The sequence below is a fragment of the Desulfobotulus pelophilus genome, assembly GCF_026155325.1.
Classification (GTDB): domain Bacteria; phylum Desulfobacterota; class Desulfobacteria; order Desulfobacterales; family ASO4-4; genus Desulfobotulus; species Desulfobotulus pelophilus.
The window spans coordinates 133,141-157,940 of record NZ_JAPFPW010000006.1 but is presented as its reverse complement, the minus strand read 5'-3'; the positions used below and the strand labels follow the sequence as shown (position 1 = coordinate 157,940).

Annotated in this window: 22 protein-coding genes; 17 read left to right on the top strand and 5 right to left on the bottom strand. The window is 50.8% G+C overall.

Annotated features, from left to right (window positions below):
* The first annotated feature begins 48 nt into the window (after positions 1–48).
* From OOT00_RS07300 to OOT00_RS07275, 6 genes are all read left to right on the top strand, one after another.
* On the top strand, positions 49–936 hold the full coding sequence (locus OOT00_RS07300; protein WP_265424653.1) for an ABC transporter ATP-binding protein: 888 nt from the start codon (positions 49–51) through the stop codon (positions 934–936).
* A gap of 30 nt (positions 937–966) precedes the next feature.
* Complete coding sequence (locus tag OOT00_RS07295) at positions 967–1,638, top strand: hypothetical protein (RefSeq protein ID WP_265424652.1); 672 nt, start codon at positions 967–969, stop codon at positions 1,636–1,638.
* Complete coding sequence (locus OOT00_RS07290; protein ID WP_265424651.1) at positions 1,635–2,909, top strand: DUF4857 domain-containing protein; 1,275 nt, start codon at positions 1,635–1,637, stop codon at positions 2,907–2,909. The genes OOT00_RS07295 and OOT00_RS07290 overlap by 4 nt, the downstream gene beginning before the upstream one ends.
* Positions 2,906–3,574 (top strand): hypothetical protein, encoded by a 669-nt coding sequence (locus tag OOT00_RS07285; protein WP_265424650.1) that lies wholly within the window; start codon positions 2,906–2,908, stop codon positions 3,572–3,574. The genes OOT00_RS07290 and OOT00_RS07285 overlap by 4 nt, the downstream gene beginning before the upstream one ends.
* A complete protein-coding gene (locus tag OOT00_RS07280) occupies positions 3,571–4,857 on the top strand; it encodes a DUF4857 domain-containing protein (RefSeq protein WP_265424649.1) in 1,287 nt (428 codons plus the stop codon). Before OOT00_RS07285 ends, OOT00_RS07280 begins: the two co-directional genes overlap by 4 nt.
* A 215-nt stretch (positions 4,858–5,072) precedes the next feature.
* Positions 5,073–6,599: a PAS domain-containing protein gene (locus tag OOT00_RS07275; protein WP_265424648.1), complete on the top strand. Its 1,527-nt coding sequence runs from the start codon at positions 5,073–5,075 to the stop codon at positions 6,597–6,599.
* A gap of 62 nt (positions 6,600–6,661) precedes the next feature.
* Here the strand turns inward: OOT00_RS07275 and OOT00_RS07270 are convergent, their stop codons facing one another.
* From OOT00_RS07270 to OOT00_RS07250, 5 genes are all read right to left on the bottom strand, one after another.
* Positions 6,662–7,030 carry a hypothetical protein gene (locus OOT00_RS07270; protein WP_265424647.1) on the bottom strand — a complete coding sequence of 123 codons (369 nt, stop codon included), beginning with the start codon at positions 7,028–7,030 and terminating at the stop codon, positions 6,662–6,664.
* A 316-nt stretch (positions 7,031–7,346) separates the two neighbouring features.
* Positions 7,347–8,489: an acyl-CoA dehydrogenase family protein gene (locus tag OOT00_RS07265; protein WP_265424646.1), complete on the bottom strand. Its 1,143-nt coding sequence runs from the start codon at positions 8,487–8,489 to the stop codon at positions 7,347–7,349.
* The gene (locus OOT00_RS07260) at positions 8,486–9,898 is read right to left on the bottom strand and encodes a VWA domain-containing protein (RefSeq protein WP_265424645.1); all 1,413 of its coding nucleotides are present in this window, start codon (positions 9,896–9,898) and stop codon (positions 8,486–8,488) included. Before OOT00_RS07260 ends, OOT00_RS07265 begins: the two co-directional genes overlap by 4 nt.
* Before the next feature lie 21 nt (positions 9,899–9,919).
* Positions 9,920–10,828: an AAA family ATPase gene (locus OOT00_RS07255; protein ID WP_265424644.1), complete on the bottom strand. Its 909-nt coding sequence runs from the start codon at positions 10,826–10,828 to the stop codon at positions 9,920–9,922.
* Positions 10,829–11,117: 289 nt separating this feature from the next.
* Positions 11,118–12,770: a PAS domain-containing sensor histidine kinase gene (locus OOT00_RS07250; protein ID WP_265424643.1), complete on the bottom strand. Its 1,653-nt coding sequence runs from the start codon at positions 12,768–12,770 to the stop codon at positions 11,118–11,120.
* Positions 12,771–13,000: 230 nt separating this feature from the next.
* On the opposite strand from OOT00_RS07250, the gene coaBC reads away from it, so the two are divergent.
* The 11 genes from coaBC (at position 13,001) to OOT00_RS07195 (ending at position 24,693) form a co-directional block, all read left to right on the top strand.
* The gene (gene coaBC, locus OOT00_RS07245; RefSeq protein ID WP_265424642.1) at positions 13,001–14,206 is read left to right on the top strand and encodes a bifunctional phosphopantothenoylcysteine decarboxylase/phosphopantothenate--cysteine ligase CoaBC; all 1,206 of its coding nucleotides are present in this window, start codon (positions 13,001–13,003) and stop codon (positions 14,204–14,206) included.
* The gene (locus OOT00_RS07240; RefSeq protein ID WP_265424641.1) at positions 14,199–14,924 is read left to right on the top strand and encodes a uracil-DNA glycosylase; all 726 of its coding nucleotides are present in this window, start codon (positions 14,199–14,201) and stop codon (positions 14,922–14,924) included. Before coaBC ends, OOT00_RS07240 begins: the two co-directional genes overlap by 8 nt.
* 449 nt (positions 14,925–15,373) lie before the next feature.
* Positions 15,374–15,733, top strand: coding sequence for a DsrE family protein (locus tag OOT00_RS07235; protein ID WP_265424640.1), 360 nt, complete (start codon positions 15,374–15,376; stop codon positions 15,731–15,733).
* Positions 15,734–15,853: 120 nt separating this feature from the next.
* The gene (locus OOT00_RS07230; RefSeq protein ID WP_265424639.1) at positions 15,854–16,450 is read left to right on the top strand and encodes a 5' nucleotidase, NT5C type; all 597 of its coding nucleotides are present in this window, start codon (positions 15,854–15,856) and stop codon (positions 16,448–16,450) included.
* Positions 16,447–17,385: a tyrosine recombinase XerC gene (locus OOT00_RS07225; RefSeq protein ID WP_265424638.1), complete on the top strand. Its 939-nt coding sequence runs from the start codon at positions 16,447–16,449 to the stop codon at positions 17,383–17,385. The genes OOT00_RS07230 and OOT00_RS07225 overlap by 4 nt, the downstream gene beginning before the upstream one ends.
* Positions 17,386–17,387: 2 nt before the next feature.
* Positions 17,388–17,927, top strand: a complete 540-nt coding sequence (gene hslV, locus OOT00_RS07220; protein WP_265424637.1) for an ATP-dependent protease subunit HslV — start codon at positions 17,388–17,390, stop codon at positions 17,925–17,927.
* Positions 17,924–19,330, top strand: coding sequence for an ATP-dependent protease ATPase subunit HslU (hslU, locus tag OOT00_RS07215; RefSeq protein ID WP_265424636.1), 1,407 nt, complete (start codon positions 17,924–17,926; stop codon positions 19,328–19,330). Before hslV ends, hslU begins: the two co-directional genes overlap by 4 nt.
* Positions 19,331–19,860: 530 nt before the next feature.
* Positions 19,861–20,739, top strand: a complete 879-nt coding sequence (argB, locus tag OOT00_RS07210; protein WP_265424635.1) for an acetylglutamate kinase — start codon at positions 19,861–19,863, stop codon at positions 20,737–20,739.
* Positions 20,736–21,920 (top strand): acetylornithine transaminase, encoded by a 1,185-nt coding sequence (locus tag OOT00_RS07205; RefSeq protein ID WP_265424634.1) that lies wholly within the window; start codon positions 20,736–20,738, stop codon positions 21,918–21,920. Before argB ends, OOT00_RS07205 begins: the two co-directional genes overlap by 4 nt.
* A 224-nt stretch (positions 21,921–22,144) precedes the next feature.
* Positions 22,145–23,065, top strand: coding sequence for an ornithine carbamoyltransferase (argF, locus tag OOT00_RS07200; protein ID WP_265424633.1), 921 nt, complete (start codon positions 22,145–22,147; stop codon positions 23,063–23,065).
* A gap of 428 nt (positions 23,066–23,493) precedes the next feature.
* Positions 23,494–24,693 (top strand): argininosuccinate synthase, encoded by a 1,200-nt coding sequence (locus OOT00_RS07195; RefSeq protein WP_265424632.1) that lies wholly within the window; start codon positions 23,494–23,496, stop codon positions 24,691–24,693.
* Positions 24,694–24,800: the final 107 nt, after the last annotated feature.

Genomic DNA, 24,800 nt, shown 5'->3' with positions numbered 1-24,800 from the left:
TACCAGCTGCTGAAATATGCGCTGTCCGTACTTTTGAAAGGAAACTTCATGTCTTATGCGATTGAATGCCGGAATCTCTGTCACAGTTACGGCAGAAAAGAAGTTCTCCGGAATTTGAATTTCACGGTGGAACCGGGGCGGATTTTTGGACTTCTGGGTAAAAACGGAGTTGGCAAAAGTACCACCATCAATATCCTGATGGGTTTTCTTCAGCCAACCTCGGGGGAATGTAGAATTTTGGGAGAGCCTTCCCATGCCATTCGTCCGGCTACCCGCCGGAGGATCGGTCTTCTCCACGAAGGCCATCTGCAATATGGCTACATGAGTATCGAAGAGGTGGAAAAGTTTTATTCTGCTTTTTACCCGAAATGGAAGCGGGAACTGTATTACGATCTCATGGACAGGCTGGGGCTGCCCTATACCCACCGGATTTTCCGAATGAGCTGTGGCCAGCGATCCCAGGTGACCCTCGGCCTGATTCTGGCTCAGGATGCGGACCTCATGATCCTTGACGATTATTCTCTGGGGCTGGATGCCAACTACCGGAGGCTTTTTATTGATTTTTTGAAAGATTATGTGGATCGCAGGGAGAAGACTATCCTTGTCACTTCCCACATAGTGCAGGATCTGGAGCGTTTTGTAGATGATATCATCATCCTCGACCGGTGCGGTGTTATATGTCAGTCCACCCTGAAAGGATTCATGGATAAAGTGAAATGTTTCCGGTTCAGGGGGGCTGATGCCGCCGCCATGCTGCGCAGGGAAGGTGCCATTGTTCACTTTGATGTTGTGGGAGAAAGGGCGGACATCTTTACCTTCGAAGACAGGGATGCGGTGATGGCAAGTCTTTCCGCGCTGGGGCTGGAGGACCTGAAACCCCAAGAGGTGCCCATGAGCCTTGAAGATGCCTTTATAGGGGTTACGGGAAAGTACTGAAGAACCACGATGTTGGAAAAAGGAGAAAAAATGCTGCGCGCATTGTTTTATAAAGAATGGATCAAGCTCCGGTGGCCCGTTGCCGTTCTTGGTCTGCTGGGGCTTGCATCCCTTCTACAGGCGGGGCTCAGTCTCCGTTACCTTGCAACCATGAGGGAAGGTGTTGATCTCTGGGAAGGTCTTATTCTCAAGCAGCAGATGCCCTATGGAGGGCATCTGGTTTTTCCCATGGTTTGCGGTCTGGTAATGGGGGCTTTTCAGTGGTTTCCGGAAACACGCAAACGAAGACTCCGGCTGCTTCTCCATCTTCCGCTGGCGGAAACGGTTCTGATTCCAGTCGTTGTGGCAACGGGTCTGCTGTTTGTTTTTTTCGTAGCCGGGCTGCATGGCCTGGGGCTTATGATGGTCTACGCGCTGCGGTTCCCCCATGAAATTGTTGCGGGCCTTGCCTGGGCATGGTTGCCCCATATGCTGGCGGGTATGGTTTTTTACTGTGGTGCTGCCATGGTGCTGATGGAAACGTCATGGTGGCGGAGAATCATGGGCGCATGTCTGGTTTACGGTTTGGTTACCATGCTGACATCAGGGACCCAGCCGGCAGCCTATGCTCAGTCTGCCGGAGCCTATGTTTTGGTGACCCTCACCCTTGCGCTTATGCTGTTTCTTCCTGTCATGAGGGCAAAACGGGGAGGGGGGGTATGACAGTGCTTTCGCGGTATGCGGCTGTGGTGTTTGCCGTGCTGATTCTTTCCACCTTTCTGCCTCGTTTTTTCTGGCAGGCCATGGAGGGGCAGCGAAACCGGGTAGATATGTTCTACAGTCCTGTCAATGGAGAGTTTCTGTTTCAGGAACAGGATCGCTATGGTCGGGTCTTTTATCGTACAGAGCATGGGCAGGAGCTGGATCAGAAGGCATTTGCTCTCCTTCTTCCCTTCCGCTATGCCAGAGACCTGATGCGCTGGGGTGAAATGCCCGGAGAGCTGCACGGCGTTGCCATTGATGCGGATCAGTTGCAGCGGGATGTGCAGCAGGTTCGCATGCGACCGACCAGCATGGATGGACCTGAGATACCCCTGTACTTTGTTATGGAGGCGGCATCGGGTTTTGTAGATCTGGAAATGCCCGATGAGGTGATGCGGATTTCGGGCAGTCGGGCGGAGTTTGTCCGGGTACCGGACAACACCATCCATGAAGAAAAATCACTGTTGTTTACCGAATCCCTTGCCAAGGCAGGGTTTCGTTTCCCGGCAGAAAGAGCCTGGGCCAATACATCAACCCGCAAACCCTTTGACTGGGGCTGGTTTCTTCTGGACGCAGAAGGTACGCTCTTTCACCTCATGCAGGTGCGGGGACAGGCAAGGGTACGGCCTGTCCGGAAGGATTTTACCCCGGGTGTTCGGTATGTGCAGGTGGAAGAACATCCGGGCCGCCATGTCTTCGGCCTTCTGGTGGACAGAGAGGGGAGGGCCTATCGCATGAATTTCCCGGATTATGACCTCAGGCCCCTTCCCATGCAGGATTTCAACCCCTCAACCATGCGGTTGACCTGGAGGAGGGATCCTCTGGTGCACCAGTACACGGTGGAGGAAAAAGATGCGCTGACCATGACCATTACGGACCATGAGGATCGGGTTATACGGCATATGCGCATGGATCTTTCTCCCCTGCGAAGCGGGTTTGCCCGTCAGAGTGAAGCCTTTTTCTTCCCTTTCCGGGTTTTTCAGAGTGTTCCTGATTCTTCTTATCTGACCCTGCGTATGGTCTGGAATAATGATTTTCTGATGGCACGGATCATGGGCGTTCTGGTGGGACTTGGCTTTTTTGTCCTGTGGCGCTGGAGACAGGGAATAGCGTGGTCCAACAGTCCCGTTGACTGGCTTGTCATAATCGCCTGTGGTTTTCCGGGACTGATGGCCCTGATCTGGGCTGGTTCTGTTCCGGGTCAGGTGAAAAGACCAGGGAGGGCTGTATGATCCGGGCTCTTATGTTCAAAGAATGGCTGAAACTTCGCTGGGCTTTTCTGGGACTCGTTTTGACAGGAGGTGCCCTTCTTTTCCTCATGAACCATGGCCTCTACAGAGAGTTCAGTGCAGGGCCCGCCGTACCGGTATGGCAGAATCTTGTGGAACGCCAGACCATGTTTTTTTCCGGTCTCAAATATTTTGGGCTGCTCGCAGGCCTGGTAACGGCACTGGTTCAGTGGCTGCCGGATACACCGAAGAGAGGGTTGAGACTTCAGTTTCATCTTCCCTTTCCCCAGATGCAGGGTATGGGTGTTTCTGTCATCTGCGGCAGTCTGGTTGTGGTGGGGGTCTGTGGTCTTGTGGCATCCATGCTTGTTTTCATTGCACAAATCTATTTTCCGTGGCCCGTGGTGCGCGCTGTCTGGTTTACGGTTCTGCCATGGTTGCTGGCCGGTCTGCCTGTTTATGCCATGACGAGTGCGGCCCTGATTGAGCCTGGCAATGTGCGCAAGATTGTTTACGGACTGATCGGATGGCAGGCAGCCTCATTTTATCTTGCCGGTTGTGGATACGCTGGTTTTGAGGATGTGATAGCCGGATATGGTCTGATGGCAGTGCTGATGCTCTTTGCACCTTTTATTCCTGCGGAACGTTTTAAGAGAGGAAGGCCATGACTTTGGAAACTACATTACAAACTCTTTCCCGCTGGGTACTCTGCCTGTCTGCCCTGCTGGTGATGGCTTCCGTTTTGCCCCGCATGTTTGATCTCGCTTTTCGGCAGGCAACTCCGGTTCCTTTTGTACTCTTTAGTCCTGTGGATAACCTGTTTTTCATGTCGGGTACACTGGCGGACGGGCAGAGGATTTACCGGGATGAAACAGGAAGAGAGTACGACAGAAAAACATTTATGGCAAAGACGCCCCTGTTCTGGTTCAGGGATGTTTTTGCCTGGGGTATGATGCCCCGGTTGATAGAGGATGTTCCCATTACAAGGAAAACGGTGGAAGAGGGCTCGCAGATATTCCGGTATCGGCCGGGAGACCTGCCGAGTGTATCCATTCCGCTGTGGCCGCTTCTGGAGTCGGCTTCGGATTTTTCCAATCTCAGACTCCCGGAAACCATGTTCTGGAATGACGGCGCCCTTGTTTTTGAAAATGGTATTACCCGTAAGAGAGATGAGTCCATGACCCGGAAGGTCGGTCAGTCTTTATCCGATGCGGGTTTTAGCTTTCCCGTACAGGCGGTATGGGGCAATCCAACAACAAGAAAATCCCATGATGACGGTTATTTTTTGAAAGATGGAAAGGGGAGGCTCTTTCATCTTCAGCAGATAAAAGGCGAGCCTGTTTGTCTGGATACGGGTGTCTCAGGGATCGGGGCCATACGGTATCTGGTTGTCAGTGAGGATGAGCGCAGGGAGCTCTATGGTTATTTTATAACGGATGACGGCAGGTTCCATCTTCTGATGCAGGAAGATTACCGGGTTATAAGCCCTGATCTTATGTCTTTTGACCCGGAGACCATGGGCCTTCTGTTTATGGCCGATATGCTTGGGCGAACCGTTGTCTATGGGAATGCGGAGCAGTGGTATGCCCTGCGCCTCTCCCTGGATTATGACATTCTTCACAGTTATGGTGAAAAGGTGGCTCCGGCCCTTTCGCCTTCCATACGTTTTTTTAAAACCACGCTTTTTCCCTTTATTTTTCAGACAAAGGCAGAGTATGGCAAAGGCGCGGCCTTGTCCATTCAGTTTTCTGGTTTAGCAGCCATGTATGGGACTCTGTTTTTTTCTTCCCTGTTTCTGGCAATCCGAAAACGGGTAACGGGATCTTTTCGTGTACGCCTTTATGAAGCGGTACTGCTTCTCAGTTGCGGGCTTTATGGATTTGTCGTTTTATTCATGGAAAAAAGTTCTTCAGTAATTCCTGCACCTGCAAAGAAAGAACCTGAGTTCTGACAACCGGAAGAGTGAAGCCGGGTAACAGGAATGGCTACGTACATTTTGGAGTGATAACTCCAGTTATCAATGGGCAGCGGCGTTGCGGTATATCCGTTCCGCCGCTGTTTCTTTTTCCCTTTCCCAATTGACATAATCTTTATTTGAACTGAATATGGTCCCCATACGGTACAATAAAAAATGCAGTAGAACAGGGCAGCTGACAGGAGGAAGGAATGCCGTTTTATCAAAAAAGCAGGGACGAACTCATGGAAGAGCTGCGTCTTGCCCGTGAGGAAGTGGCGGCACTCAAACTCTCTGAATCTGCATGGAAAGAGCGGAGCCTTCTTCTGGATGCCAGCCAGTCCATGGCAAAAATAGGTGGCTGGCAATGGGATAATGAACGAAGGGTTATGTTGTGGACAAGGGAGGTGTACCGGATTCATGGCATGGACCCGGATGCCGTTTCTGCCGGTTCTCAGGAGTTTGTGGAGCAAGGTTTTGATTGTTATGCGGAGAAAGACAGGGGGCGTATCCGGTCTCTTTTTGACCGGTGTGTACAGCATGGTGAAGCCTATGACGAGATTTTTCCATTCACACCCTTGAACGGAGGTTTCATATGGATTCGGACTACAGCCGTGCCGGTAGTGAAAAAAGGTCGGATTGTCAGGGTGCTTGGCAATATTATGGATGTGAGCGATCTGAAGAAAATGGAGATGGAACTTCAGAAAATGCAGCGTTCCGTAGAAGACAGTCCGGTCAGTATTGTTATTACGGATACCCATGGGACCATTGAGTATGTGAATCCTGCTTTTACGGACGTAACGGGTTATTCCTTTTCAGAAGCTGTGGGGCAGAATCCGCGCATCATGAAGTCAGGAATGCATGATACGCACTTTTATACGGAATTGTGGAATACCCTCGTGCGGGGGGATATCTGGAAAGGAGAGATCTGTAACCGTAGAAAAGATGGGGCTTTATTCTGGGAGCAGGTTTCCATAGCGCCTGTTAAAAGTCCGGAAGGTGACATTACCCATTTTCTGGGTGTTAAAGATGATATCAGTGATAAAAAAGAGCTGGATCGTATCAAGGAAGACATGGAAAGGGTGATGCATCATGATTTGAAAACACCCTTGAATGGTATTATCGGTTTACCCCAGATTCTTCTTATGGATGACAATCTAACTGAAGAGCAGACTGAAATTATTCGTCTTATAGAGGATTCAGGCAGAAAGATGCTGGATTTTATTGATCAGTCTATGGATTTTTATAAAATGGAAACCGGTACCTATGTCTGCAATAAATGTGCTGTGGATGCTTTTTTACTCATGCGGCAGCTGGTACGGAAGCAGGCGAGGATTCTGGAACAGAAAAAACTGATGATTTCCCTGCTTGTGGATGGAAAAAAGGGCGGGAAAGAAGACCGGTTTGTAGTGGAGGCAGAAGAAAAATTACTGTATTTTCTCTTCTCCAATCTTTTCATGAACGCTGTCGAAGCCTCACCGGAAGGCGAATCCATTGAGATTGATTTTATCAGCACCCGTCCAAAGTGTATTGCCATGTGCAATAAGGGTGAGGTCCCCAGAGAAATCCGGGACTTTTTTTTTGAAAAATATAAGACCTATGGAAAAACCAGAGGTACGGGACTGGGGACCTATTCCGCATGGCTGATGGCAAGGGCCATGGGATATGGTATTGATATGCACACATCGGATGAAAAACAGAATACCCGTATTCGAATCCTGATTCCATGTGAAATCTGACATTATTCGGTTCCCCCTTAGGGCAGACAAATGGCCGGCATGGACCAGCACAGGCGTTTCAGCTACAGGGCATCAAGCCTGATTTCTGCTTCTTCAGGGCTTTGAACCGGTATAATCTCGTAACCCGGCCAGACCGCTGATTTTTTTTCAAAAAGGAAGTGTCCTTTGCACTGGCTGATGGGGCTGATCCGAGCTACGGCCTTGACTCCGCTATCCCATAGAATTTCCTGTATTTCCTGCATGAAATTGTCGTTGAGATTTTCTTTCATACAGAACTGGCGGAGATCACTGACACAGGTGAAACCCTGGCGAAGTCGTTTGACATGCTGCAGGACGCTGACTTCAATGGTCTGTATTTCATCTTTGCTGGTGATGGGACCAAGGGTAAGGTAAAGACGATTTTTTGGAGTATCAATGCGAATCCGATGCACCCCGTCTCCTCTCCGGTCTCTGGTTTTTTGTCAGAAAAAGGGAAATGGTATTTCGGCACCTTATGCCGTGGCAGACGCCGGAATCAGTGATGAGACATTTGTTCACAGATCAAAAAAAAGAATAGTCCTGCTTGTGACGGATTTTTGACCCTTTGTCAAAGGCAGGACTGAACTTTAGTTGTCTTTTGATATTTTATTGTAAAAAAAGCAGGTGTTTATTTTTTTAAAAAAGAGAGAATAAAGACACAAAAACGGGCTTATGGCTGAAAAAGGTCTTATGGCAGGCCTTGTGGATATGCGGTGTCAGCCTTGGGGGTCATGAAAATTGAAAAAGTCGTTCTCCAGCCTGATGCTGGCGGACGGCTGCTGCGCCCGCTGCAATAGTTCCGGATTTTTCCAGATCCATAAAAAGGGTTTTTGTGTCCTGACGGAGGGTACGGTCTTTGGTGATTGTACGAAGATCTTCAAGGATTCGCCGGGAAAGGTCCCGGATCGCCCGGTTTATCCGTTCGGATATGGCCGAAGGCGGAGAAGATGCGGCGGCTCTGGAGGCAAGGGAGGCTAGGGCAGCAATTCGGGCTTCGTTCAAGCCTGCGATGTCAGTTGTACCGGGAAAATCTGCAGGGTCCTTTCCTATATCACGACAGCATCGCTGAAGCAGGGCCGCCAGTCCTCCAGCCACAGCTCCGGCCATCAGAGCGTCTTCAAGGCCGCGGAAAGGTTTGGCCATATCATTGAGAGCGTAACCCGGTTTGCCCAGTAAAGCGGAGTCGGAAACGGATACAGCCCCAAGGGAGATTTCTCCATGGGGGGCAGGCCGCAAAAAGGGAAGCGGACCCATATCTTTTACACAGAGGCCCTTGCTTTGTCGGGGAATCAGGAAAGTTGAAAATTCTTTCCTGCCCTTGTTTTCGCCCGTAATGACCATCACTGCAAACAGATCGGCCAGGGCTGCATTGGTGATGAAGGTTTTATTTCCGGAAATCTGCCATCCCTCAGGTGTTTTTTCTGCAAGACTGCGGATACCTTTGGGGCTGGCTCCGGTACCGGGCTCGGAAATGGCCAGGGAAATGCATATTTCTCCCCTTGCCATGGGTGGCAACAGAGTCTGCTGCTGCTTTTTTGTGCCGAAATCCTTGATGATAAAGGCACCGATCATGTGGTGCAGGAGTATGGAAAGGGCGAGGCCGGGGCATGCAGCAGAAAAACTGATTTCAGCAGCTGCCGCACTGATGTCATGGAAACTACCGCCCTGACCGCCGAAAATTGTTGGCAGGCCGATTCCCAAAATGCCTTTTTCTCCGGCATTTTTCCAGACTTCACGGGGGAAGGGATGGGAAGAGGCAATATCCGGAAAAGCCTTGAGGGTTTCTTTGCCAAAGTCGGCTGCCATATGACGGATTTGGGGAAGGGTTTCCGGAAAATCCAGCAGGGTATGAAAGGGATCCTGTTGGCTCACAGCACAAGCTCCTCAATAAAGGTAACAAGCTGATTTAAATTTCTGCAGGGCCGGATTTCATTGCAGTGGGCTCTGTAGGTGAACATTTCAGAATCACCGCTGTTCCAGGTGTTCATGGGTTCGGGATTGAGCCAAATTACTCTGCGGCAGCGATCCCGCATTTCTTCAAGAATTTCCTGATGGGGGTTCTGATAATTGCTTCGGGCATCACCGATGATGAGCAGGGTTGTTTTGGTGGAAAGTTCCTGCATATGGCGTTCCCGGAAGCGGACAAAACTGGAGCCATAATCCGTGAGCATGCGGGTATCAATGCCCGATTCTGAGAAAACCTTTTCAATGGCATCGTTCACCGGGTTATCCCTGAAAAGAGGAGTGATTTCTGCCACATCAGAAACAAAGGCAAAGCTTTTAATGCCATTGAAACATTCCTGAAGCGAATACAGAATGGCCAGCATGAAGCGGGCTACGGACCAGACGGAACCGGAAACATCGCAGAGGGCTACGATTTTACCTTTGCGCAGGGGTTTGTTTTTGAAATGCAGTTCCAGGGGAACACCTTGAAAGCGTCCGGCCCTTCGCAGGGTTTTTCGGATATCCAGAACACCTTTGTTTCTGGCAGCATAACGTCTTGTGGCAAGATCCTTGAGCTTCCGCACCAGACGGTCCGTTACCTCTTTTGTTCTTTCCATTTCAAAGGGAGTAAGGGTGGCAAAGGGCTTCTCGCCGATATCGAGAAAGCGGGGGTCCGTACGGGATACTTCTTTTAATGCCACATTGTCCGGCCTTTTATCCCGGGTCAGAAGATCAAAGGATCTGTCCAGCATGGTACCGAAATAGGCTTCAATCTCCTTGCGGGTAAAGGTATCTCCCGGTGCATCCAGTTCTCCTGCGAGCTGAAGAGCCTTCTGTCGGATCTGGTTAATTTTGAGCATAACGGAAAGACGGTTGGAAAGCTGCCCCATATTCGATTTTACTTTGATGGCAAGGGAGCGCTGTTCCACCATATTGTGAATTTCCTGCACTTCGCTGAGGAAGTCTTCCGGGTCTCCACCCAGATAATCGAGAAGATTGTCGAGTGCTTCGGCTTCCATTCCCAGATCTTCCCGGATTCTTTCGATGATTTCCTTTACTCTTTTCTGCTTCGGAGTATCAGGGTCGTCGGTGGTTTCTTCGTTGTGATCCTGAAAACTGGTCCGGAGCTCATGAAAGAAGAGCTTGTAGATTTCGAGAAATCTTGGCTGGTCCCTGCGGCTTTTTACGAAATTAGCCATGAGCAGTGTGCGGAAAGCAGCCTCGTCTGTGGCATCAACATGACGCAGCTGGGACATGCAGTCAATGACCTCAAGGGGAGAGACCTTAAGCCCCGCAGCTTTGCAGCAGGCGGAAAATTTGGTGATCATGTCAAGCATGGCGGCAGCCCTTTTCTCTGATCATGCAATGATCGTTTCGAGGCGTTCTTTCACCAGTTCGGCGTCACTTTTAAATTTGATTAGCATATTCAGTGTCGATGCCAGCAGCGCCGGTGTAATGCTGTCTGCCTGCAGCACCATAAGGGATTGAGCCCAGTCCAGGGTCTCGGAGATGCAGGGGCGTTTTTTCAGGTCCAGTGCCCTCATGTTGGATACGGTGCGTACGAGTTTGTCTAGAAGAGCCTCTTCAATACCGGGTATTTTCAGGCGAACAATTTCTTTTTCCGTCTCAATGGCGGGGTAGTCTATATAAAGATGAATGCAGCGCCGTTTCAGTGCATCACTCATGTCACGGTAGTTGTTGGATGTCAGCAGGACAAAAGGAATGGTTTTTGCCTTGATGGTGCCAATTTCCGGAATGGAAACCTGAAAGTCACTTAAGAGTTCCAGAAGAAAGGCTTCAAACTCCGGGTCGGATTTGTCTACTTCGTCGATGAGGAGCACGACGGGTTTTTCCGATTGTATGGCTTTCAGCAGGGGACGCGGCTGGAGAAAACGCTCGGAAAAAAAAGCATCCTCCTGTTCGGATATTTTTTCAACGGCTTCAGAGAGGGTATCCGCCGAATCCACAACGGAATGAATTTTATCCCGTACCATCTGGGTGTACAGAAGCTGCTTGGCGTATTCCCACTCATAAAGTGCCTTTGCTTCATCAAGACCTTCGTAGCACTGCATGCGGATGAGGGGCCTGTCCATACAAAGAGAAATGGATTTGGCAAGTTCCGTTTTCCCGACACCCGCCGGACCTTCCACAAGGATGGGTTTCTGGGTAACGGCCGCAAGATACACCACGGTAGCAATTTCCGTGGAAGGAATGTAGCGGGATGCGGATAATGCCTCAATAACGTGTTCGACGTTGCGGAATTCCATGAAGCTTCCTTCTGTAGAGGTTCAGAGGGTATATAGGTTGGCGGAGCGGGATAAACACAATCCGTTTCCCGAACAGCCTTTATTTCAGGCAAAGGCATTTCATAGCAGGGGAGAGACAAAAGGGCAAGGATACCGGAAAGATTGGCACTTTTTTCAAGGTCATGGAAAATGGGCATAGTATTTTTGGCAACGGGTATTCTCTGTGCTGTACATCTCGCTTGCGGCAAGGGGACTCTGTGGTGCTGCACAGTGGGCAGGTGTGGGTGCGGGGCTGTGGTGAAAAGAATGGTCAGGGGAGAGGGAGATAAACCATAATCTGGGCGCCTTTTGCCCCTTCTTTCTGAGGCCGTGCAACAATGTGCCCTCCGTGCTGTTTGATTACAGCATAGGCAAGGGAAAGACCCAGCCCGGTCCCCTTGCGGGAATCCCTTGTTTTGGTGGAAAAATAGGGGTCAAAGATACGATGAAGATGGCTTTCCTGAATCCCGGTGCCCGTATCCCTGAAAATGATGGAAAGATAATCTCCGGTTCCGAGAACACCCTGAGGAGCCGGATTGTTTGCATCTACACGAAAACAGATGACTTCAATGAAAAGCCGACCTTCCTTTGGCATGGCATCCAGGCTGTTTTCCATGATGGAGGCAAAGGCTTCGGAAAGCCCTTTTTTGTCCATGGGCAGCGCTGGAAGAATGACAGGGACATTCATGTCCACCCGAATTCCCGGAGGTATGGGCTTCAGCATCTCCCAGGCCTGGTCCAGACAGGAACGGACTTGACCGGATACCCTGAGCCCGGTATCCGCATCCGCAAGAATCAACATTTTCCGGGTAATGTTTTTCAGATGGGCGGTTGCCGTCTCTATACGATTCAGGATAGTAGCTATGCCGGGAGGCAGCTCCTGTTCAAAGCCAGCCAGAGAAAGATTGCCTGTAATAACGGAAAGCATATTGTTCACATCATGTACGAGGCCCCCTGCCAAGGTTTTGATCATGTCAAATTTTTCTGATTTGCTGCGTTCTGCCTCCAGCTGCTTCTGAACGGATATATCACGGACAACGGCCTGAATCATGGGCAGGCCTGTGCTGAAGACCGGCCTTGCATTGATATCCACATTCAGCGTTTGATCCTGTTTTTTTAGAAAAGTTTCTACGCGAATGTTTTTACCCGCATCCATATGCTCTCGGATTGAAAGAATTTCTGCCTGTTGTCCTGAAGAGAAAAGATCGCAGGCCCGTTTACCTGTCAGGGTATCCTGAGAAAGGCCGGTGAGTTCTTCGGCTCTGTGGTTGGCCTTGATGATGCGTCCGTTCGCATGGAGAAGAAGGATGGCGTCATTGCTCTGATCAAAAAGATCCCTGAACTGTTTTTCGCTCTGGCTTAAGGCTTTTTCTGCCTTGCGGAGTGCCTCTTCCGCTGTCATTTCGCGGGAAACGGGAGTGAGCACTCCGATGGACAGGGTGATGCTGTCCTGGTGGAATATTTCAAGGCGGGCCTGGTCCTTGAGCCATATGGATGAGGTGTCCGGCAGGCGGATTTTATAAATAGCTTCAGAGGTTCCATCTGCTGTACTTCGGTTCCTGAGGAGCTGGCGTTCCAGATTCAGGGCTGGAGCCTCCATCATGTGCACATGTTCCGGATCATGCTTATCTTCCAGAGGGTAGACTTTTTGTTCCAGAACAGACCGCCGGAAAACACCGGCCAGATTATGGGGGTCGGTTTTCAGCAGATGGCAGAAACGCGGGTCGGCAAATTCATACCATATGTCAGTTTTACTGTCCTTCCATGCAGCAACATAATGAAGAACAGGCAATGCCAGTGAAACCATCATGGAAGTCGTGTCAAGGAGGGCGTTGAGGCGATCCCTGAGCTCACGGGAACATGGCTGATGGAGAATTCTGCCCGCATAGAAGCCAGCTGTGTTTTCCGATGGATGCATGGTCATGGGGGGCTCCTGTGCCTGAAGAGGACTTTACAGCTGAGCAGGATGGCAGTCTACCATAGGGTGACAGATATGCCTGTTTTTCTGGCTGATTTAACTATAGTGCAAGGATTTCCGGAGGGCAAGAAATCTTCCTTTCTGTTTTTACGTAAAAGCTTCAGGGGCAAGGTCATTGACATCCAAAGACCCATCCCATAGAACCCTGTGAGACTGTTTTTTAACATGGAGGCCGTATGGGAGTTCTTCAAAATAAAAAAATATTGCTGGGTGTAACGGGCGGTATTGCTGCCTATAAATCAGTGGAGCTGTTGCGTCTCCTGCAGAAGGCCGGTGCCTTTGTCCGGGTGGTGATGACGGATAAGGCTGCAGCGTTTGTGGGCCCCCTGACTTTTCGGGCCATTTCCGGTTTTCCTGTTTATATGGATGTAATGGAGGAGAATGAGGGAGGGGGCATTCGCCACATTGACTGGGCGGAATGGGCCGATGCCGTAGTCATCGCACCGGCAACGGCTAATTGTGTAGCCAAGCTAGCCCATGGTTTTGCCGATGATGCCCTTTCAACCCTGATGTTGGCCGTTCGCGCTCCGGTTCTGATCTGCCCTGCCATGAATACCCATATGTATGAATCCCTTGCTGTGCAGCGTAACCTTGACCTTTTGGAAACGTCGGGTATGACAGTGCTGGAGCCGGACTGCGGTGATTTGGCCTGTGGAGTAACGGGGCCTGGGCGTTTGCCGGATCCTTCTTTTATTGCAGACCGGTTGGAAAAGTTGCTCCGCCCGAAAGATTTAAAGGGGCTGCGTGTTCTCATGACGGCAGGTCCTACGGTGGAAGCCATTGATCCTGTAAGATATATTTCCAATCATTCTTCCGGTAAAATGGGCTATGCCATTGCCAGGGCGGCGGAATACAGGGGGGCTGAGGTCTGTCTGGTGACCGGGCCCGTAAACCTGCCCCTTCCCCACGGGGTGGAAGGAATTGCTGTGCAATCCGCAAAAGAAATGCTGGTGGCCATGACGGATCGCATGGATAGTTTTGATATTATTATTAAAGTTGCTGCTGTGGCGGATTTCTGTGTTCGGAATACTTCCGACCATAAGATTAAGAAAAACGAAAGCACACCTGTTATAGAGCTTGCACATAACCCGGATATTCTGGCAAGCCTGGGACAGAGAAAAAGGCAACAGTTTCTGGTGGGTTTTGCGGCAGAAACAAAGGATCTTGCCCGTTACGCAAAAGACAAAATGGCAAGGAAAAATCTTGATATGATTGTGGGGAATCTTGTGGCAGGTACGGAATCTGCTTTTGGTTCGGATCAGAATAAGGTTACTTTTTTTTATCCCGACGGTAACGAAGATGCACTGGAAGCCATGCCCAAAGATAAGGTGGCGGATCAGCTCCTGGATGCCATTCTCCTAAGGAGAGCTTCCCATGTCTGAGGTGGATTCCTCTGCCGTAGCAAGGCGTCAAGCCCTGTATACCCTGCTTCGCTCAGGGCTGGATCAGGTGAGGGGCATGGTGGAGGATCTGCGTAGCCTGGGCCTTGATGGTGTGTATGCTTCACCCGAAAGTCTTGAGACTATGAATAGCTGGGGAAGTGAAGACCCCATAGTTTATTTTGAGGAACTGATCAGAAAAGTGGCAGACTGCAGACACTGCGGTTTTTCTCCATCGGTGAAGGGCAGACTGCTGAACCCGCCACCTGGAAAAGTTCGTCTGCTTTTTGTAGACGAGATGCCGGATCGTACGGCGCTGAGAGAAGGCAGTGCCATGGGCGGAGAAGCCGGAGCACTGCTCTGGAAAATTGTAGGTGCCATGAAATTGAGGCCGGATGCGGTTTATGTTACCCATACACGGATGTGTCGTGTTGCACCGGGCCAGTCTTCCCAGCCATTTGCCGCCTTACCCTGCCGATCTCACATGGAAGATGCTGTCCGTCTTCTCCGGCCAGAAATGATCTGTGCCCTTGGGGAAAGGACGGCCCAGCTGCTTACCGGTGAGAAGGCAGCTCTTCATGGGCTGCGGGGTCGTTTTTTTTCTTTCATGTCCCTGCCTCTGATGGTCACCCACCATCCTTCGGATATGCTGAAAGATCCGGGGCTGAAGCGGGAGACATGGGAGGATGTGCGTAAGGTGATGGAAAAACTGGATCTTTAGAGCTTGTCCGGAAAACAGTACTTTCACCCAATAACACGCAATAACGAGCTGTCATTGGTTGAAGGCCGGACAGAGTATTGGGTATCCGGTTGTTTTAACAGAGATCTTCGGATAGCCATCTTTAAGACGGTCTGATGATCCGGTTTTTCAGCCATACGAACCTGAGTCAGATAAGTTTCCGGGCCTTTTTCTGGGCCCCCGTGAAGGGTACCCCGGCAACTCAGGTCTGTGAAAAGGTTTCGCAGGGCAGGTCTTGCGCTTGCCCGCATCCATGCCTCTGGTTCGCTCATGGTCTGACAACAACCGGTCCAGAAAATGGCGGCTGAGCCAGGGTAGTAATCGGATTTGGTTTTATGTCTGCAACTATGCACCAGTCTGGCAGGTATCCCCGGTACCAGGCGAAAGTGGTACGGAACAGTTACCTGCATTGTCCCACCAAGGAGGTTTTTATGTCAGAAAAAGTCCTGATTGTTATTTCATGCGGCCTCGACAACCCTAACCGTGCCACCCGAGGCCTGCATCTGGCCACCGTAGCGCAGAAAAAAGGCAAGGATGTGGCTGTTTTTTTGCTGGATGATGCTGTTTTTATCGCCAAAGAAGGCCTTGCGGACAACCTGAGGGCTGCTACCGGTGACATTGCCCAGGATCTCATTGCCCATCTTCAGGCCTTTGAGGTTCCTATTCTGGCGTGCACGCCATGCGCCAAAGCCCGCCGTATCGGTGAGGATGAACTCATTGAGGGTGCCCGTTACGCCACAGCCATGGAGCTTATAGACCTTTCCTGTGAAAGTGCGGTGATCAGTCTTTAGCGTGCAATTGGAAAAAAGTCAGTTCTGATCACACGGGCTATTTTTTGGCCTTTATTGACAGCCTTTCTTTGTCTGGGATAAAGTTCCAGCTTGTTTTTTATGGGATCGGGGAGGATGTCCATGGTGGTGTCGTTAAATAAAAAGTCATACATTGCAAATCAGTCTTTTGCCTTTGATTTTGACGGAGTTGTGGCTGATACCATGAGTCTGTTTACCGCCATTGGCAGGGAAGAGTTCGGATTGACAGATTTTTATCCGGAAAAGATAACCGATTATGATCTGACCCGATGTCTGGATGTGGAACTGGATACCCTGATGCAGATAGTTACCCGTGTGGTCAGCACGAAGTATAATCATCGCCTTGAGCCCATGCCCGGTGCCGGAGAGATTCTTCAGAAACTTGCACAAATAAGCGGTCCCCTTCTTTTCGTAACGGCCCGTCCCGATGCAGAGTCCGTGGAAGACTGGCTGAAAGACACTTTGGACATGGGGAAAGATTCCTGTGAAGTGATTGCCACGGGAAGCTTTGATGCCAAGGCTGGAGTCCTGCAGAGCCGTGGAAAGAAAGTTTTTGTGGAAGACAGGCTGGAAACCTGTTTTTATTTGAAGGAGGCGGGCATTGAGCCTGTTCTCTTTGTTCAGCCCTGGAACCGCAGACCCCATTCCTTTCACGAAGTCAGAGGCTGGTCGGACCTGGCGGATTTTTTTGGTGTATGACCATGGAAAATAGACTCTTAAGGGATATACTGCCTGTTTTTCTGGAAAGCCTGAAGGCCGAACGCAATGCAAGTACCCATACCCTTACCGCCTATGAAGGGGATATTTCGGATTTTCTCAATGTCCTGGAGAAAAAAAGAAACAATCAGCTTGCCATTGTCGAGCTGGATAAAGACATGGTACGGCTCTGGCTTACCGATCTTTTTCGGAGGAAAATGGCCAGAACCACCATGGGCAGACGGCTTTCGGCACTACGCAGTTTCTGTGCCTGGCTGATCCGCCAGAATTTGCGTGAAACGGACCCAACGGCAGGCATTGCCACGCCGAAAATGGAAAAGCACCTGCCCCGATGGCTTACGGTGGATGAAACGTTTCAGTTGCTGGATGGTCTTCCCGCATCGGACTGGAAGGATCTGCGCAACCGGGCTCTTTTTGAAACTCTTTACAGTACAGGATTGAGGGTTTCCGAACTGGCCGGGCTGGATGATTCGGACATTGATGAAGAACGGGAGCTGGTGCGGGTCCGGTCCGGGAAGGGGAAAAAGGACAGGCTGGTGCCTCTTGGGATTCCTGCGTTGAAGGCCCTTACGGCTTACCGGGAAGCCCTTTCGGGGATAGCTGCCTTCCGTTTGCTGGACGAAGAGCGGGGGCCATTATTCCGCAATACACGCATGGGAAGGCTCGGTGTACGCAGTATCCGCACAGTATTGGAAAAGGCGGCCCGCGGTACGGGACTGGCTTCTCGGGTTTCTCCCCATGATATCCGGCACAGTTTTGCCACGCACATGCTGGATGGTGGTGCCGATCTCCGATCCGTGCAGGAGCTTTTAGGCCATGAAAGCCTTTCCACAACCCAGCGTTACACACACATGACCCTTGACAGGATGATGGCGGTTTATGACAAGGCCCATCCGAGAAGCGGTACAAAGGATTGATTATGGAAAATTTTCACGGCACAACCATTATCGCCGTATGCCGGGACAAAAAAACTGTGGTGGCCGGAGATGGTCAGGTTACCCTTGGCAGTGCAGTGGTGAAACACGGAGCCCGTAAGGTCCGACGTATTTATAAAAATAAAATTGTAGTGGGTTTTGCCGGGGCCACCGCCGATGCCCTCACCCTGTCGGAAAAGCTGGAGGCCAAGCTGGAATCCTATGGCGGTAATCTGACACGTGCCGCGGTTGAGCTGGCCCGTGACTGGCGTACGGACCGTATGTTGCGTCGCCTGGAGGCCATGATGATTGCCGCTTCTGATGAGAACATTTACCTCCTTTCCGGTACTGGGGATATCATTGAGCCAGACAGCGGCGTCATTGCCATTGGTTCCGGGTCCGTAGCGGCTCAGGCAGCCGGAGAAGCGCTTTTCCGCCATACGGATAAAAGCGCCAGAGAGATTGCCGAAGGAGCCATGGAAATTGCATCCGGCCTTTGCGTTTATACAAACTCCCAGTTTACCATAGAGGAGATCGGGTCATGATAAACGAGATTGCCCTCACAGAAGAAAAAAATCCGGGCATCACAGGCACGGACAATCTGACACCGGCGCGTATCGTTGAGGCGCTGGATGCCTATATCATCGGTCAGAAGGCAGCCAAGCGTTCCGTAGCCATTGCCATGCGCAACCGCTGGCGCAGGCAGCAGGTCCCCGAACACTTAAGGGATGAGATCGCACCTAAAAATATTATTCTTATCGGCCCCACCGGTGTGGGTAAAACAGAAATTTCCCGCAGACTGGCCAAGCTTGCGGATGCCCCGTTTATTAAAGTGGAGGCTTCCAAGTTTACGGAGGTTGGTTATGTGGGCCGGGACGTAGAATCCATGATCCGGGATTTGACAGAAATTGCCGTTTCCATGGTTAAGGTGAAGGAGGAAGAAGCCGTGGCGGAAAAGGCTCTCCGCCTTGCTGAAGAGCGGGTGCTTGATGCCCTGCTGCCGCCGGGCCGTACCTCCAGTCCGGTTCTGGACGGTAGCATTGACATGGTAGGCTCCGGTGATGCGGGCAGTACGCGGGAAAAACTGCGCACCCTTCTGCGCAAGGGGAAGCTCGATAAGCGGGAGGTGGAAATTGAAATGACGGAAAAGCCCAAAGGCATGGTCATGGACATGTTTTCCGGCACTGGCATGGAAGATGTGGGGAATAACTTCAGAGATATGATGGCAGCTTTTATTCCCAAACAGACCCGTCGCAGAAAAATGACCGTCAAGGAGGCCCTTGAGGCCATGGCCACGGAAGAGGCCCAGCGCCTTGTGGACATGGAAAGGGTGGGGCGTTCAGCGGTCAGCCTTGTGGAAAATTCAGGTATTGTTTTTCTGGATGAAATCGATAAAGTAGCTGCCCGCAGTGGCGGAAAAGGACCGGATGTGTCCCGGGAAGGAGTACAGCGGGATCTTCTTCCCATTGTGGAAGGAAGTACGGTCAATACCAAATACGGGCCGGTAAAAACCGACCATATTCTTTTCATTGCAGCGGGTGCCTTTCACATCTGCCGACCTTCGGATCTCATACCGGAGCTGCAGGGCCGTTTTCCCATACGGGTTACCCTGGACAGCCTTGAAAAGGAAGATTTTATCCGTATTCTGACGGAACCCCAGAACCGGCTTCCTCTGCAGTACGCGGCCCTTTTGGAGACCGAGGGACTTGCCCTTGAATTTACGGAAGATGCCATTGAAGAGATTGCTTCCATTGCGGAAGATGTAAATCGCAGAACGGAGAATATCGGAGCCCGCAGACTGCATACCCTGATGGAACGACTGCTGGAGGATCCGCTTTTTGATGGCCCCGATGTGAAGGAAAAAAATATTTTTGTGGATGCGGCGTATGTGCGGGAAAAACTCTCAGAGCTGAAATCCGATGAGGACCTGAGCCGGTTCATTCTCTGATTTTTTTACTTATTCAGAATCGTTTTTATTTGGTAACAGCTTATGCCTGCCAGACTGGTTCACAGGCAGTTTGCCCGTGGCGCAATCCGGCCTCAAGTTGAAAAACTCAAGCCCATTACGGGAGCCAAAGTGCCTATGGATCTTGAGTGCCGGATTCGGGAGTTTCCTTTTTTTTGCGGAAGCGGTAAAAACTCTTCGTCACCCAAGCGAAAAGTATGGTTGTTACCGTAGCAGGCTTGATTGGCAGCTTGAGTGAAGGATCAGGCAGTTTGCCGTTTCTTTTGAGCACTCCGCACTCAAGCCTGCCAAAGCACATGGTTTTCATCACAGGCTTTGGGTTTATGGTTTGAGTGCCAGAATCCGAAGAGATGGCAACGTCACTTGCAAACAGCCGGGGTGCTTTGCACTGTAAAACAGGACGCAGAATTTATGGCACTGAAATATCAGAATAAATTTGCTGAAAAAATACATTTTTTCTGAATGTTGCGGTACAGCTTATTCGACACTTTACTATTTGCGGACAAAACACCATGCCATCACAGAACGTAGCCGATATTCTCATTGAGGCCCTGCCCTATATCCGCCAGTTTGCCGGAAGCACCATCGTTGTGAAATATGGTGGCCATGCCATGGTGGACGAGCAGCTTAAAATGGATTTTGCCAGAGATATAACCCTTCTTAAATACATAGGTATCAATCCTGTGGTGGTGCATGGCGGTGGCCCTCAGATCAATGAGGTCATGGACCGCATGGGGATAAAAACCCAGTTTGTGCGGGGCATGCGCCTTACGGATGCCGATACCATGGATGTGGTGGAAATGGTTCTGGGCGGCAAGGTCAATAAGTCCATTGTGGCCCAGATTGCTCAGGCAGGGGGTCGAGCCGTGGGTATCACGGGCAAGGACGGAGGCATGGTCTCTGCACGGAAAATGACCATCATGAAGGAGGGAGTAGGGGACGCACCTCCTGAAATCATTGATCCGGGTCTTGTGGGAGAAGTGACCCATGTAAATCCCGATATTCTGAAAACCCTCACGGACAGAGGTTTCATCCCTGTGGTGGCACCCATTGGTGTTGGGGTAAACGGGGAAACCTACAATATCAATGCCGATGTGGTGGCCTGCCGCATTGCAGCGGCTCTGAGCGCTTTCCGCCTGATTCTTCTCACCGATGTGGATGGTGTGCTGGACAGGGATAAAAAGCTGATTCATTCCATTGATACAGTAGAAGTTCGGCGTATGATCAGCGATGAAAGCATTGTGGGCGGGATGATTCCCAAGCTTGAGTATGCCCTTTCCGCCCTTTCCGGTGGTGTGGGCAAATGTCATATCATCAATGGAACCCGGCGGCATTCTCTGCTGCTGGAACTGTTTACGGACCAGGGAATTGGAACGGAAGTGCTTCTATGACGGATAATTTGCAGGAAAGGGCCGATGCGGTCATGGCCCATACCTATGCCCGCTACCCTCTGACCCTTATGAAGGGGAAGGGAACACGGCTCTGGGATGAAGCGGGCCGTGAGTATATTGATTTCATCAGCGGCATTGCCGTCTGCAGCCTTGGCCACAGCCATCCTGCTCTGGTAAAGGCCATGGCAGCACAGGCAGCAGAGCTTGTGCATGTGTCCAACCTTTTTTATACAGAGCCTCAGGTGAAGCTGGCCGAATGGCTGACCGCCAGAAGCTTTGCCGACAAGGTCTTTTTCTGTAATTCCGGTGCCGAGGCCAACGAGGCCGCCATCAAGCTGGCCCGCAGATATGGCCACCAGCACAAAGGGGCAGACTGCCACCGCATCATCGCCATGGATAAATCCTTCCACGGCCGTACCATGGCCACCCTTTCGGCCACGGGGCAGGAAAAAATCCGGGAGGGTTTTGCCCCTGTCCTTGAAGGTTTTGACCATATACCCTATGGCGACCTCATAAGCCTTGAAAAGACGATCACGGATCAGACCTGTGCCATTATGCTGGAGCCTGTTCAGGGAGAAGGCGGTGTGCGCGTACCGGAGGCTGGCTATCTCGAGGCTGTTCGCCGCATCTGCGATGAGTTGGGGCTTCTTCTGATATTTGATGAAATCCAGACGGGTATCGGGCGTACGGGAACTCTCTTTGCCTATGAGCACAGCGGTGTCAGACCCGATATCATGACTCTTGCCAAAGCCCTTGGCAACGGCCTGCCCATTGGTGCCATGCTGGCAGAAGACAGGGTGATGGCCAGCTTCACGCCCGGTTCCCATGGCAGTACCTTTGGAGGCACACCCCTTGTGACCGCCGGTGCTCTGGCTGTGCTGGAGACGCTGGAACAGGAAAATCTGGTGCACCGCTGTTTTGAGACGGGGCAGTATTTTAAGAAAAAACTGGAAGGGCTGCTTTCCTTCGCCGTGGCAAAGGAGGTCCGGGGGCTGGGTCTTCTTCTGGGCATTGAGCTTGAGTGTGAGGGGGCTCCTCTGGTGAAAGCCATGATGGAAAAAGGGTTTATTATCAATTGTGTGCAGGGCAACACCCTTCGTTTTGCACCGCCCTTTATCATTGCAAGGGAAGAAATTAATGAAATGACAGAGGCTCTGGCGGGGCTGTTGTCTGAAATTTGAAATTTCAATATTGTTATTGCCGTGATTTATTTTCGATATAAGGCACCTTGGCTGTTTGCAAGTGACATTGCAATGGTTTCGTCACGGGTAAACAGCCTGGGTGTTTATGAATCAGCATAACAAGTACAGTTACCAACGGAATGGATACCGAATATTTACATGTGACATTTTTATACGGCAGCATTTTTTTCACTGTGCTGCTTTTCTAGGGAGGAACAGGACTGGTGAAAAAGGATCTGCTGCATCTTGGAGAACTGAGCCGGGAAGATTTCCGCATGCTCATGGACAGAGCTTTGGAAATGAAGGCCCGCAGGCGTCTGGGTATCATTGACAGACCCTTTGCCGGTAAGGTTATGGGGATGGTCTTTGACAAGGCTTCCACCCGGACAAGGGTTTCCTTTGAATCCGCCTGGGCCCGTCTGGGGGGGCATCCCATGTTCCTGTCCACCGGAGCCACACAGATGAGCAGATCCGAGCCTGTGAAAGATACGGCACGGGTTCTGTCCCGCTATATAGATGTTCTGGTGATCCGTACCTATGCTCAGGATCTTATAGAAGAGTTTGCCAAATGGTCTTCCATTCCCGTAATAAACGCCCTGAGCGACCGCTTTCATCCCTGCCAGATCTTAAGCGATCTGCTGACGGTGGTGGAGCTGAAGGGGGGCTTTGATAAACTTGTGGATCTGAAATTTGCCTGGGTGGGAGACGGTAACAATGTGGCCCAGTCCTGGATCAATGCCGCAGGTGTTCTGGGTTTTTCTCTCATGCTGGCCTGTCCCGAAGGCTATGACCCCGATGGGGATGTACTGGCTCTGGCGGAAGAAAGATTTCCCGGCCGGGTCAAGGTGGTGCGAAGCCCCGAGGAGGCCATGGATGGGGCAGATGTGGTTTACACGGATGTTTGGGCCAGCATGGGGCAGGAAGAAGAACAGAAAAAACGGGAAAATGATTTTAAAGGTTTCTGTGTGGATGAGACCCGCATGAAACTGGCGGCAAAGGATGCCCTTGTGCTGCATTGTCTGCCTGCCCACAGGGGGGAGGAAATTTCGGACGGGGTGATGGAATCCCATCCTGAACTATGGGATCAGGCGGAAAACAAGATGCACATGCATGCGGCTCTGCTGGATTGCTTAGTAAATAAATAAATGTAATTATTTAGCACAATTTTACTTTGGTAAATCGAATGCCTATAATCAGGTGCATAGACAACCGGACCATTTGTTCGTGACCCAATCTTATTCGTAGAGCTTCTTGCCCTGTTCGGAAGCGGCACAAACTCCCCGCCACAGGCAGGATAAGCTTTTTTATTACCATGGCAGGCGTAAGCACGCTGCCTTTATGGCGGTTCAGACGGTTTTCCGTTTCTTTCGCACAGGCCTTCAAAGCTCTGATCCGAAACGATTGCAATGTCACTTACAAACAGCCCGATTGTCTTTTGCTGGAACCAATGCTTTGAAATTAAAGCACCATCTTGCATGAAAAAATGTTCTGAATAGTTACCAAATAAATAAAGATAATTTCATAAACCATCAGGCATCCAAGGGGCCTGTATCCGATGGGGGAGAAACAATTTATGAGTGGTGTTAAAAAGGTGGTACTTGCCTATTCCGGTGGTCTGGATACTTCCGTTATCCTTAAATGGCTGATTGAAACCTATGGCTGTGAGGTGATAGCATTTTCTGCCGATGTGGGGCAGGAGGAAGAACTGGATTTCATTGAGCCGAAGGCTCTGAAAACCGGTGCATCCAAGGTCTACATAGATGATCTGCGGGAGGAGTTTGTACGGGATTATGTTTTTCCGGCATTTCGGGCCAATGCCATGTATGAGGGAGAATATCTTCTGGGAACCTCCCTGGCACGGCCCCTTATTGCCAAACGTCAGATGGAAATTGCCAAGCTTGAAGGGGCGGATGCCGTCAGCCACGGAGCCACGGGTAAGGGCAATGATCAGGTACGATTTGAGCTGAGCTATTTCTCCATTGATCCCCACATCCGTATCATAGCACCCTGGCGGGAATGGGATCTCACATCCCGCACGGCCCTCATGGAGTTTGCCGGAAAGCATGATATCTCTGTGCCCAATACTCCTAAAAAACCCTACAGTACAGATCGCAACATGCTGCATATCAGCTATGAAGGCGGTGTGCTGGAAGACCCATGGCAGGAAGCCACGGATGAGATGTACACCATGAGTGTGGCTCCGGAAAAAGCACCGGATACACCTGAAATCATAGAAATCACCTTCCGTGCCGGAAATCCGGTGGCGGTCAATGGTGAGGAGCTGAGCCCCGCCCGTATGCTGAAAATCCTGAACACTCTGGGTGGGCGCAACGGTATTGGCCGCATTGACCTTGTGGAAAATCGTTTTGTCGGCATGAAGTCCAGAGGGGTTTATGAAACACCCGGCGGCACGGTACTGCGCAAGGCCCACATGGCCATGGAATCCATAACTTTGGACAGGGAAGTGGCCCATCTGCGTGACAGCCTTATCCCCAAATATGCGGAGCTGGTTTATAACGGCTTCTGGTTTTCTCCGGAAATGCGTCTTTTGCAGCATATGATTGACGAAACCCAGACCGTGGTAAATGGTGTAGTCCGGCTCAAACTGTACAAGGGCCAATGCTATGTGCTGGGCCGGAAGTCCGATAACTCCATTTACTCCGAAGCCTTTGCCACCTTTGAAGATGACAGTGTATACCAGCAGCGGGATGCGGAAGGCTTTATCCGGCTCAATGCCCTGCGCCTACGTATTCAGCGGCTGATGCAGAAATAAAGCCAGCTCCTGGAATGAAGATATCTTTTGCCCTTCTCCCTCCTGGTGTTGGCTGAGGCTTTCGAAGCGAGGAGCGGGGTGATGGTTCAATTTTCGGGTACATTTAA